This window comes from Bacteroides sp. 2_2_4, from assembly GCF_000157055.1.
Lineage (GTDB): Bacteria > Bacteroidota > Bacteroidia > Bacteroidales > Bacteroidaceae > Bacteroides > Bacteroides ovatus.
Map to the genome: position 1 here is coordinate 99207 of NZ_EQ973358.1, position 13101 is coordinate 112307.

Sequence of the window (13101 nt, forward strand, 5' to 3'; positions counted from 1 at the left end):
TATGGAGAAAAATGCATGAGCAGCTTCATGTATGCCGCTATATTTGCTGTTGAATTGATAACTGGATTTTGTATTACCATGGTTTATGAGATTGTATAAAACTAATATTATTAAATGAAAACTAGAATGTATGAAAAGCACTGTTTGTGAGATTAGCTGTTGGAGAAGAAAATATATATTTTTCTTCTTGATGATGATTTCGGCTCTCCATTCGGTCACAGTATTTGCACAAAAACGTACCATATCCGGTACGGTGGTTGATGAACGAAATGAACCGTTGATCGGGGCAACTATTGTAGCAGAAGGGAAGTCTGGAATGACAATTACCAATGTGGATGGCAAATTTACTCTTGCAGTTCCTGATAAAGCTAAGACAATTGAGGTGTCTTATTTGGGATATGCTTCACAGACTATTTCTATTAAAGGAAAGAGTGTTTTTGCCATCAGGATGAGCGAAAATGACGTGCAAATGGACGAAGTGGTTGTAATCGGTTATGGTACAGCCAAAAGGGGGAATGTGACCGGGGCCATTGCCAAAGTTGATGCAGCGAAACTTGAAGACCGTCCGGCACCCAATCTTGCCTCTTCATTGCAGGGGCAGTTGGCGGGAGTAGAAGTACGGTCAACTAATGGTGCGCCGGGATCAGAATTACAGATTCGTGTGCGCGGAGCTGCTTCCATTAATGCGGATGCCACTCCTTTATATGTAGTAGATGGAATTCCGATAGATGATTTGGGAAGTATCAACCCAAATGATATTCAGTCGATTGAAGTTTTGAAAGACGCTTCATCTTCTGCTATTTACGGTTCTCGTGGTGCTAATGGTGTTGTTTTGATTACAACTAAAATGGCTAATAAGGATGATAAAGTCCGGGTACAGTTTTCTGCTGCATTCAGTATCCAACAATTGGAAAAGAAAATAGATGTACTAAGCCCGGAAGAGTGGATCACTTTCCGGACTGCCTATAACAATAGTAGATACCTTGCTGCTTTAGGAGGAAAAGGAGCTACGGCAGATGATGATTGGGATACCCGTTATGCCTTGAATGGTAATCGGGTAAACTATGAGTATATGAATGACCCGCGATGGACACAGCCCGGTTACGGTGGATTAAGACTAATTGACTGGCAGGATGAATTTTATCGTTTGGCTCCGATGCAGAATTATCAGCTTTCTGTTTCAAATGGTAGAGGGAATACTCAATACCGGCTTTCTCTGGGATATATAGACCAGCAAGGTATTGCTATAGAGAGTGCTTACAAACGTTTGAATCTGCGGGCTAATGTGGAGACAAAATTGTATGATCGCATCACTTTAGGCGTTAATATGGCTCCGTCAATGGACTGGAAAGATGGTGGGCGTGTGGATGGCAAAGATCAGCAGGCAAATCAGGTTTTGACAATGTGTCCAGTTGCAGAGCCAGATGCTGGGATATATTCCGGTGCGGAACCTTATGCCTCTTATTTATGGTCTAGTACAAAAATCAGCCCTATTGCTTATATGGAGCAGGTCACCAATCATATCGAAACGGCCCGGTTGAATTCTTCAGCTTTTATCAGAGTCAATATTATTGACGGATTGAGGGCGGAAGTGAAAGGTGCGTATGATTTTACAAGCCGTCAGACTCGCACTTTTACTCCGAGTTCGGTAATTAAGAACTGGACGGATGGTGAAGGGTATCATAGTTCTGCCAACCGTATAGATATACGGTCATCCAAATATCTGTTGCAGGCTGTATTAAATTATGATAAGAAATTAGGCAAGCATAATATTGCCGCTATGGCAGGTTATTCAATGGAAAGTTCTTCGGGAGCCACTACAAACTTGTCTGCGCAACAGTTCCCGGATAATTCACTTGAAGTTTTCAACCAAAGTGATGAGGCTATAAAAGTTGCGTTAGCTACCTTGTCAACTCCCAATCGCTTATTATCCTATTTCGGGCGTGCCCAGTATGAATATGATAACCGTTACCTGTTGACAGCAAGTATTCGTCGCGACGGTTCTTCACGTTTCGGAAAGAATAATCGTTGGGGGATGTTTCCTGCTGTTTCTGCTGCCTATCGAATCTCTAACGAGAAGTTTTGGCCGGAAAAGTTTGTGGTCAATCAAATGAAAATACGCGGTAGCTGGGGTATGAATGGAAATAATTCTATTTCTACTAACGCTGCTATCGGGCTGATGGGTAGTTCCAACTATTCAATTGGTGGAAGCCTGACCAATGGTTTTGCTCCCTGTTCAATTGATAATAAAGAACTTGGATGGGAAAAGACACACAGTTGGAATGTTGGTTTGGATTTGGGATTTTTTGATAACAGGATAACTCTTGCTGCCGATTATTATGATAAAACGACTAAAGATTTATTATATCAGGTTTCTGTTCCTGGTACAATGGGATTCACACAAGCATGGGGGAATATCGGTAGTATAAAAAATAAAGGGTTTGAGATTGAACTGACTACCCAAAACTTGACAGGAAGGTTCAAGTGGACTACTTCTTTGAATATAGCTTATAATAAGAATAAGGTGTTGAGTTTGGGAGAAGATAATAGTACGGTTTTCATTGGATGGGATAAATCGAATACACAGGTATTGATGGTTGGACAACCTTTGAGGGCATATTATATGTATGATGCTGTAGGAGTGTATCAGTATAAGGAAGATTTGAGGAAATATCCTACAATGTCCAATTCTATCCAGGGTGATGTGAGATACCGTGATGTGAATGATGACGGTAAGATTAATGACCAGGATCGTACGTTGGTTGGTAAACCGGATCCCGATTATACTTTTGGTATGACAAATACCTTTAAATATAAAGATTTCGACCTGTCTGTATTACTGACTGGACAGACAGGGGGAATGATATATAGTCTGCTCGGTCGTGGCATGGATCGTCCGGGTATGGGAGCATCTATCAATGTATTGTCACGTTGGGAAAATATGTGGGTTTCCGAGGAACAGCCGGGTGATGGGAAAACTCCCGGTATTAATAACTCTAATACAGGTTCACTGTACGATACCCGCTGGTTGTATAGTACCGATTTTATTAAAATTAAAAACGTAACGCTGGGCTATCGTATTCCCATCAAAAATAAGAAGATAATTAATTATGCCCGTGTTTATATTTCGGGAGAAAATCTTCTGATGTGGGATAAATATGAAGGTGGTTATTCTCCGGAAGTAAATAATGACGGAAAGAATAGTGACTATGATTACGGTTCATATCCGCAGGCTAGAACTATTACTTTAGGGGTAAATGTAACATTCTAATAAAAGAAACTATGAAACTATATCAATATATACTAAGTGGAGCTATGAGTATGGGATTGTTATTCTCTTCTTGTAGTGACTGGCTAGATGTCACTCCGGTAGATACCCGTACTACTGAAAACTTTTATACGACCCCGTCGCAAATGGAGCAAGCGTTGATAGGAGTATATAACGGACTGCTTCCGTTGTCGACTTATGCTTTACTTATGTCAGAGGTTCGTTCGGATAATACATGGTGCGGAGAACTGAGTACGGCACAGCGTGACTATATGGACATCAGTTCTTTTAACCCTAATATATCGACCATTGCAACAGTTCGGGATGCATGGAATGACTTGTTTGAGATTGTTTCGCGTGCCAATTTGTTTTTGTCCAAGGTAGATGGGGTGAATTATACTATTGAAGGAATAAAGGAACAACAAATAGGAGAAGCGCGTTTTTTGAGAGCATTAGCTTATTTTGATTTGGTTCGTTATTACGGGCGTGTTCCTTTGACGCTTGTTCCTCAGACTATTTCAGAAGCAATGTCGACTCCGCAGTCGGAGGCTGTAGAAATTTATGAGAAGGTTATTATTCCTGATTTGGAATATGCTGTCGGAAGCCTGACGGAGGAACCGAAGGATTATCTAGGAAGGAAATCCGCCAGTGGCCGTGCAACATTGACTGCGGCAAAGGCATTGTTAGGAAGAGTTTATCTGACAATGGCGGGATTTCCTCTGTATGATGAAACTAAAAAGGAACTCGCTAGGGAGCTTCTTGAAGAAGTAATTGATTATGCGGATGCAACCGGTAAATTTTGGGCTAAAAATGCAAGTGAATGGCAAAGAATGTGGATAAATGAGAATGATAATAAATATCACATCTTTGAAATTCAATATATAGTCGCTAAAGATTATGGTAATCCGATGGTATTTCACTCCGTGCCTCGTTTACCTTCGAAATATGTTACTCTTGAAATGTCCGGTAATAGTATTGCTTGTGCGAAGGGGCTTGATAATTTATTGAAAGAGGAACAAGATGAAGAAGGACATTTTCTTGATGTACGGTGTCTGGCTACTATTGATACGACCAAGTTTGTGAATGATGACAATCCTAATAGTGTGACGAAATATGCAGGTGAGGATTTCTTTATCAAATTCCTGGAACATAAAATGAAAAGAGAAGCATTGGGGTATGATGATATTAATGCGCAGATAGTGGATCGTACTTATTTCCCTCTGAATTTCCCGTTGATTCGTTTGGAAGATGTGATGTTGATGTATGCCGAGATTGTAGGTCCAACTTCAAAAGGGGTTGATATGGTCGACAGGATACGGCGGCGTGCAGGAATACCGGTATTGACAAATGCCGAAAAGGAACCGGCTGCATTCCGGGAATGTGTTGACAAGGAGAGACGGAGAGAGTTGGCTTGTGAAGGAATCCGTTGGCATGATTTGGTACGTCATAATAATCTTCAAGCTGTTCGTGATAAATTTCAGGAATATGCAGTGGATGCCAATGGTAATGTCATACGTCCGACTTTGTTATTGTATATCCGGCAAATAAAGGATGGAACTTATCTCTATCCTATTCCCGATTCGCAGATGAAAGTGAAAGAGGGGCTGTATGTACAAAATGAAGCGTATCGTTAAAAATTGAAGTAAATGTAATAAATATAGGATAGGAAAATATGAATAAAAGTTGTTTGATTGGTTTTCTGATGTGCTCTGCGTTCTCACTTGTTGTACAAGCAGCGACAGATGGGGCGCATATAACAAAGACAATTTCCCAAATTGAACGTAAAAAAGGGATAAAACGTACTATACAATATCGTCCGGATGGTAATGATTTTGTTTGTGTGAACGGCAAGAATCGCTATACTCGTGCATTGTACGGAGGTATTACAGACTTTAGGATTGAAACGAGCGACCGGCCTGTGTTTGCTACTTATAAGCCGAAGGATAGTAAGCATATCTGTTTTCGCTTGCAATGTGGTAATCAAAGTATAGCCCTTGATTCTTTAAAATTTTGTGAGGCCAGATACAGGGCGGGAAGGCGTACTTATCGTCTGACAGATCCTTTGTTGGGCAAAGGTGAATTAAATATCTCCGTACTGGCATTTCCTGACGCAGAAGGAGGGATATGGCGGTTTACAATGAAGGATATGCCGGAGGGGGCTCTTTTACATTGCTATATTTCAGAGATTAGAGCGAAGAATTTAAGCCGCAATGGTGATATGGGTGCTGATCGTGCTGATAGTTTTGATGCTCCCCAACTTCCGAAAGAACAGAAACATTATAAATTGAGTTTGGATGGAACGACTGCTTATATTGTTGTGGAAGATCAGGAGTTACGTTTACCAGCTCTTGTTGAAGGAACTTCCCTATACGATAAGTCTGAAAAGTGGCGTTCGGAGATAGAGTCATCTCTTCAGATTTCTACTCCGGATCCCTATTTTAATCCATTGGGAGGGGCTTTGGCGGCTGCCGCTGATGGAATATGGGATGGCAAAATATGGCTTCACGGCGCTATTGGCTGGCGTTCGCAATTAAATGGCTGGCGTGCTGCTTATATCGGTGATTTTATTGGCTGGCATGATAGGGCTCGTACGCATTTCGATTCGTATGCAGCAAGTCAGGTTACGGATGTCCCTGCGACAATACCTCATCCTACACAGGATACTGCTTTACATTTGGCACGTTCGGTAAAAAAATGGGGTACCCCGCATTACAGTAACGGGTATATTTGCCGTACTCCTTACCGAAAGGATCAAATGCATCATTATGATATGAATCTTTGCTACATTGATGAGTTGCTCTGGCATTTCAACTGGACCGGCGATTTGGACTATGTACGTAAAATGTGGCTTGTATTGACTAGTCATCTGGCATGGGAAAAATTGAATTATGACCCTGATAATGACGGGCTGTATGATGCTTATTGCTGTATTTGGGCCAGTGATGCACTTTATTATAACAGTGGAGCTGTAACTCATTCGTCAGCGTATAACTATCGTGCTAATAAATTGGCCGCTATGCTGGCTGAAAAGATAGGGGAAGATGCTACTCCCTATGAAAAAGAGGCGGATAAGATATTGAAAGCGATGAATGAAAGGCTTTGGATAAAAGATAAAGGGCATTGGGCCGAGTTTCAAGATTTCATGGGGCATAAGCGTTTACATGAAAGCGCTGGTTTGTGGACTATCTATCACGCGATAGATAGTGAAACAGCCGATCCTTTCCAGGCTTATCAGGCAACCCGGTATGTCGATACCTCTATTCCGCATATTCCGGTATTTGCAGATGGGTTGGATCGTGATTATGAAACATTATCCACTACGAACTGGATGCCTTATGTGTGGAGTGTGAATAATGTGGCGTTTGCCGAGGTGATGCATACTGCGCTTGCTTTTTTTCAGGCAGGGCGTGGAGACGATGGTTTTAATTTGTTGAAAGGTTCTATTCTGGATGGGATGTACCTTGGGAAAAGTCCTGGCAATTTCGGACAAATAAGTTTGTATGATGCTGTTCGCCGGGAAACTTACCGTGATTTTGCAGACCAAATAGGTATAACATCCCGCACTTTGATACAGGGCTTGTATGGCGTTTCGCCGGATGCTCTGAATGGAAAATTGGTGATCCGCCCGGGATTTCCTATGGCGTGGGATAAGGCGTCTATGTCAATGGCTGATTTAGCTTATGAATTCTTACGTAAGGGTGATATGGATATTTATAATGTGACACAACGTTTCAAAGAACCATTGGCCTTGACGTTGCAAGTGAATGCAGTGAAGGATAAGATCCGTTTGGTAAAGGTGAATGGAAAAGCTGTGAAATGGAAGACGGAAGAAGCTGCGAATGGGTATCCTCTGATTGTTGTTTCTGTACCGGCTGTCACCAAAGCTGAAATCGAGATTCAATGGGAAGGTAATGTCTTACAACAGATTGCAAATGATGAAATTGTTACTACGCTGGAAGGACAGGTAGACTTGAACGCTCCTCAGGGTATTTCGTTTCTTAAAGTATATGACCCGCAAAATGTTCTGGTAACGAAGAAGGTAAACACAACCAAGCTTTCGTCGAAAGTGAATAAAGATAAGAAAGGACATCATACTTTCTTTGTGTACACTCGTCAAGGGAATATGGAATGGTGGCAACCTGTCAATGTCTATGTCAATGTTCCTCAAGTCGTATACAATGGATTTGAAAATATTGAAACTGGTAAATGTCGTGTGGTAAACATGGATAAGCAGTTTAATTCTTCTGTAGCGGATATTTTTAAAAATGAGTATTTATCTCCACGTTCTCCTTATACAACTTTGCAGTTACCGACTCAGGGAATTGGAGAATGGTGCCATCCATTGCTGACTGCTGAAATTGATGATTCCGGCTTACGTAGCTTGGTGAAGGATAATATGTATAAAACTTCACTTGGTATTCCTTTCCGTGTAATGAAAGAAGGTAACAATATCGCTTACACTTCTTTATGGGATAATTATCCGGATATGGTGAAGGTTCCTCTCTCTGGAAAAGCTTCCCATGCTTATTTGTTGCTTGTAGGGAGCACCAATCATATGCAGTGCCGGATAGCCAACGGAATTGTACGTGTATATTATACAGATGGAACTTCAGAGGTGCTGGAATTGGTAAACCCTGATAATTGGTGTCCGATTGAGCAGGACTTTTATCTGGATGATTTTGCTTTTGATGCTCCCAGACCTCGCCCGTATCGGTTTCATTTAAAAACAGGAATCGTGAGTCGTGATTTGGGAAAGGCTTTGAAACTTCGCGGATCTGCCGACCGCAGATTTGAAGGTGGCGCCGGTGTCATGCTGGATATTCCGTTGGACAAGAATAAGACTCTGAAAGAACTGACATTGGAAACCGTTGCTAATGATGTAGTGATTGGATTGATGAGCGTAACATTACAATAACAGTCTTTATTCCGAAAATATAACTTGTTAAATTATAGTCTTATGAAAAGAAAAATGCCATTTATTGCTGCATTGTCTATCTTATGTTGGGGATGTAGCAGCTATGATTACTCCGGCGATGATATCGTCGGGGTGAAAGCGGCAATCTCGGGAACAATCACGGAGGTTGTGGAGAAGTCCCGGACTGTTGGTACTACGTGGACTGATGGTGATCGTATAGGGGTAACTTGTGAAGATGATGTAAATATTTCCTATAAATATACAGGAAATTTATCTTCGTTTGCAGCATTTGACGAGAATCGGTCTATTTATTTCCTGGGAAAACAGGAACATGTATTGTCCGCCTATTATCCATTTACGGAGACTTCCGTTATGGTTGCCGATTGTATAACAGTGGAAACGACTTCGGATAAACAAACACAGGAAAAGCAAATGTCCATTGATTTTCTTTATGCGACTACGGAAGCCGGACGGAACAATCCGGATGTCAACTTTGCTTTTTCGCATCAGATGAGCAGGATTGATTTTTCTTTTGAAGGAAAAGACGGTTTGACGTTGGATGACATAACTTATACGTTGATTGGCTTGAAACTTAAAGGAACTTTCAATACAATAGACGGCACGACCGCTGTTGTCGAAGATGCACCGGCTTTGGCGTTATCTCAGAAGGTTATGGCCGGTGAAAATATGCGGACTTCATTGATTGTATTTCCTCAAAAAGTTTCAGAGGTTACTTTTGAGATAGAAATGGGCGGGAAATCTTTTATCAAGAAGATTGGTGAGATGGACCTGGTTCCCGGACACATACATCCGTACACTGTAATAATCAGTGAGAGGGATGAAACGATTTATGTAACTGTCGAATCTGGAGAAGTTCAGGGATGGGTTGAAGGAGATCGTCAGGAAATTAATACAAGTGACGGTAATACTATTACAGGAGTTGAACCAGGAGATGTACAATGGGATGGGGGAAATACTCAAACTATTGTGAGTCAGGGGGGCAGGTCAATAAGTATGGAGTTATATGATAATTAAACATTTAAAAGAAGAAATATTATGAGATATTGTAAATTCATTTTTGTAATTTATGTATTGCTCGGTTCTTTTCTGATGGTGGCATGTTCGCAGGATGAGGATGCCAAGCTGGCCGTCAATAGTAATATATTAAAGATTGAGGTGGTTGATTCCAGTATTCAACAAAATGGCAATGTAAGTCGTGCTGTCACTGATGTGACTTACAAGACAACTTTTTCGGACGGGGATGCGATTGGTATTTTTGCGGTAAATAGTGATAAGGAAGTTTTCATTAAAAATGTCCTTGCGACGTATAATGATGGAATATGGGGAATTGACGGAGGACGTCTTTCGTGTACGGAAGATTTGGAAACCGTGACTTTTTATGCGTATTATCCTTATAAGGAAAATATAACTATAGATATGACGAAGGAGGATCCGTTTGAAACGATTGTGGGGAACTGGACTGTTGACACAGATCTGAGTGGTGACAGATATACAAATAATGATTTAATGACAGGGGAGGCTTCAGCAGACGGAAGTACAATAACTTTTGTAATGAATCATCGGATGGCCTTGATGGTAGCCGAACTGCCTTCTGTTACTTATAATTTCACTAATGAGGTTTCTCCTGAACTGCCATCTTACAGTGTATCTTTGAGAGAGGTGAAATTTTCTATTGGTGAGCAGGTGATCATTCCTTATTATGATAAGGAAACAACGACTTACCGTGTTTTGGTAAATCCGACAAAAAAAGTAGAGCAAATAGGAGGAAGTTTTATCAGTTCAGTAGACAACGGGCTTAAAAAATACTCGATAGATGCGACAAAGTTGAAAGCCGGAGAGTATATTTATTGTGAGATAGACGGAGGACTGCAAACTGTGGATCATGAGTTGAAAGTGGGTGATCTGATATATTCTAATGGCGCGTTGGCTTCTGTTGACGATAATGCTCCTGTTAGCGATGATTGTGTAGGAGTCGTTTATTTTGTTGGTAATCCGATGCCTTCTGTGTTATATCCTTTTACAGAAGATAATGAATTTACTTATTCTGAACGTCAGGATGCATTATTGCGTGATCATCCGGGCTGTACCCATGGATTGGTTTTGGGGCTGAAAGAGAATACCAATATTGTTTTTGGGGAGAAAGATGAAATAAGAGTTTGGTATCGTACAGAGTTTGCCGAAAGAAATTCCTATATTGATTTAAGTCCGATGGGATGGGATGGATCGGCGTCTACCGGAACATTGAATGGTACGTCGAGGGATCAGCGATTAGGGTATAATCACACGGAAGTAATTAAAAAATATGCGGAAGCAAAGAATAAGTCACTTTTAGTGAATTCCTTGAATAACTATAATTTGGTTGCTCCGAGTATTTCTTCCGGTTGGTTTATTCCTTCTGTCGGTGATTTGAGGGCAATGGTAACTAATTGGGAAACGATGAATACGCAGTTGGGAAAAATAACAGGTAGTGACGGACTGAAAAATGACATGTATTATTGGTCGTCTACAGAGCGTAATAATACAAGTATATTTGGAGTACAGTTGACAAGCAGTGGAAGTACCAAAGTTGATGGATTGAAATACGACAGACCTGGAGTAAGCTCCCGATATGTATTTGCTTTCTGATATTTATTGAGGTAAGGAAATGATAGAGTTTTGAATAGGGTTAGTTTTATAAAAAGCGTGTATGTTCTTTGCGGAAAGCATACACGCCTTTCTTTTTTATTTGTTCAAGTCAGAACCGATATAGTAACCCGGATGAGTGGGCTGGTTGTAACCTATGTTCTGATGTGTAGCGCTTAAACGATATAAATGGTCGTCCATTAGAGGATGGAAACGATAGTCGGTTTCAAAATCAGTAGTAAAGATTCTTAGCTCTGTATCATTTTCATCAACGAAGATAACTTCTTCCCGCCAGTCTCCCCAAATATCGCCATAAAAACAGGCATTGTTTTTGGTTCCGCTGGCTGTTTTTACACCCCAATCGCTGCCATTGAACAAACGTCCGTCGGTATAGCTGTGAATAACGAGGTAATCAAGCATTTGCCTGTTTAATGATCCACTCCACCAGATTGTCATATTGTATGATGTATCACCACCTTTGGCTATAGGTGCCCTTTTACCTGTCAGTTCATTTCCTTTGCAGGAATACATGACACCGTCCGGTTCTGACGACCAATATTCACATCCGGGACTGTCCGGATCAACATCTGCGACCATACAACGTCCTACGTCCTTGCCGTTTCCGGGAATATAATGTAATATCCTGCCCGTTCTGGCATCCCGGAATTCTGTTCCAATATTTCCATACTCCTTGGGTTCTTCATGGCAGACTACTACTTGATACCCTTCCTGTGTAGGATCAAATTTGCCCAAATGCATGGCATCACCATGTCCTAATTTTGTGCTATATAGCCCTTTACCGTTATGGTCTATGACACATGCCCCATATAAGACTTCGTCTTTTCCGTCATCATCTATATCTCCGACTGCTAAATTATGATTACCTTGCCCTATATAATCCGAATAGTTGTCAGCTGTATCAAAATGCCATCGCTCTGTTATTTTGTTATCAGTAAAATCTAAAGCTACAATCTGGTAGTTCTTATAATATCCTCTGCACATGAGTAGGCTTGGAATTCCTTTTTGAGATCTGAAGTGTCCGACTCCCATCAGAAAACGATCCATCCTGTTTGCCCAATTATCTCCCCAATATGTCACCCATTTATTTTTTTCACCACGGTAGATATAGTCGGTTCGGGCTACTTCCTTTCCGGTTCTGCCTTCAATGATAGATAAGAATTCCGGCCCTGTGATAATTCTGCCATAAGTGGCACTTTGGGGAGCCCTGTCTACATAGTCGGTTATTCCATCTTGGTTGACATCGCCTATTTTCGTTCCGTCCCCGAAAACGGTACCTTCGGAGGTGCGGACTGCGATCTCCGCCTTGCCATCTCCATTCAGGTCATATACAATGAAGGGAGTATAATGAATACCTTGCCGGATATTAGAGCCTAAATCGATACGCCATAAAAATGTCCCGGTTGTTAGCTTGTATGCTTCTAACAGGCAACTTCCGGGAGTAATTCCAATTCCCGTGCTACCATTGTCAAGAGGTGACACTTCACGTTTCAGAACCAATTCATAATCTCCGTCGCCGTCTAAATCGCCAATAGCTGCATCCGAAGCTTTATATACTAAATCGGGATATGGCAGATTATTATTGTTTAATGGGACCGTCCGGTAAAAGTTCTGTGCCATTTCCGGAGTAAAGTTACATGAACATAAAATATTATTGGTATTTGCTTGTCGAACTTCGTATTTGAGAATCTTATTAATGTTTGCTGTTAAATCTTTGTAATTAGAACTATTGATAATCGGAGTTTTGTTTAGCTTTTGGAATTTATAGTTACCTTCTTTGCGGTAGATATCAAAACCAATATCGTCCGGATCGGTGGAAAGCCATCTCCAGCTGAGTAGTACGCCTTTTCTTTCTATTCTTTCTGTTTCTTTATTAGGAAAGATAGTGTTATAACTTGCCACCATAGCACGATTTCTTAGAAACTCAACAACTTGCATATTATTGTTATCACCATTATCAGACACGGGAGGTGGTGTTGGATTTTGGACTGAATTATCACTACAAGCTGTGACAAAACTAAAAAATGTAAGCGCATAAAATAAGTTTTTCATAATTATATTGTTATAAAGATTGAATATTTTCTTTCTACAAAGGAAGTGGATTGGGAGAGTATTCACCTGCAAATTTGTATATAAAGGATGCATTTTTATCCTTATATCAAACTATTGTTATTATGAACTATGATTGTTAATGCTGGAATTTGTCTGATAATTGAAGTAGAAAAGACAAAATTCTATTCTTTACGTACGATATTAC

The 13101-nt window shown here is 40.7% G+C and carries 6 protein-coding genes; 5 read left to right on the top strand and 1 reads right to left on the bottom strand.

Features of this window, described 5'->3' with window-relative positions; genetic code table 11:
• Positions 1 to 130 precede the first annotated feature (130 nt).
• Genes BSCG_RS19070 through BSCG_RS19050 form a run of 5 tightly spaced genes read left to right on the top strand, consistent with a single transcriptional unit; the run spans position 131 to position 10829 of the window.
• Positions 131 to 3271, top strand: coding sequence for a SusC/RagA family TonB-linked outer membrane protein (locus BSCG_RS19070; protein ID WP_008775434.1), 3141 nt, complete (start codon positions 131 to 133; stop codon positions 3269 to 3271).
• Positions 3272 to 3282: 11 nt separating this feature from the next.
• Positions 3283 to 4902, top strand: a complete 1620-nt coding sequence (locus tag BSCG_RS19065; protein ID WP_004308511.1) for a RagB/SusD family nutrient uptake outer membrane protein — start codon at positions 3283 to 3285, stop codon at positions 4900 to 4902.
• Positions 4903 to 4940: 38 nt separating this feature from the next.
• The gene (locus BSCG_RS19060; RefSeq protein WP_008775435.1) at positions 4941 to 8183 is read left to right on the top strand and encodes a DUF4450 domain-containing protein; all 3243 of its coding nucleotides are present in this window, start codon (positions 4941 to 4943) and stop codon (positions 8181 to 8183) included.
• A 42-nt stretch (positions 8184 to 8225) separates the two neighbouring features.
• Entirely contained in the window at positions 8226 to 9218 is a 993-nt protein-coding gene (locus BSCG_RS19055; RefSeq protein WP_004316918.1) for a fimbrillin family protein, read from the top strand.
• A gap of 21 nt (positions 9219 to 9239) precedes the next feature.
• Complete coding sequence (locus BSCG_RS19050; protein WP_004308514.1) at positions 9240 to 10829, top strand: fimbrillin family protein; 1590 nt, start codon at positions 9240 to 9242, stop codon at positions 10827 to 10829.
• A 96-nt stretch (positions 10830 to 10925) separates the two neighbouring features.
• On the opposite strand, the gene BSCG_RS19045 is transcribed toward BSCG_RS19050, so the two are convergent.
• On the bottom strand, positions 10926 to 12896 hold the full coding sequence (locus tag BSCG_RS19045) for a rhamnogalacturonan lyase (protein ID WP_008645566.1): 1971 nt from the start codon (positions 12894 to 12896) through the stop codon (positions 10926 to 10928).
• Positions 12897 to 13101: the final 205 nt, after the last annotated feature.

Bases quoted from the DNA above. Each gene is read 5' to 3' on its own strand.
- BSCG_RS19055 (WP_004316918.1), top strand. From the start codon at position 8,226: ATGAAAAGAAAAATGCCATTTATTGCTGCATTGTCTATCTTATGTTGG.
- BSCG_RS19060 (WP_008775435.1), top strand. From the start codon at position 4,941: ATGAATAAAAGTTGTTTGATTGGTTTTCTGATGTGCTCTGCGTTCTCA.
- BSCG_RS19070 (WP_008775434.1), top strand. From the start codon at position 131: ATGAAAAGCACTGTTTGTGAGATTAGCTGTTGGAGAAGAAAATATATA.
- BSCG_RS19065 (WP_004308511.1), top strand. From the start codon at position 3,283: ATGAAACTATATCAATATATACTAAGTGGAGCTATGAGTATGGGATTG.
- BSCG_RS19050 (WP_004308514.1), top strand. From the start codon at position 9,240: ATGAGATATTGTAAATTCATTTTTGTAATTTATGTATTGCTCGGTTCT.
- BSCG_RS19045 (WP_008645566.1), bottom strand. From the start codon at position 12,896: ATGAAAAACTTATTTTATGCGCTTACATTTTTTAGTTTTGTCACAGCT.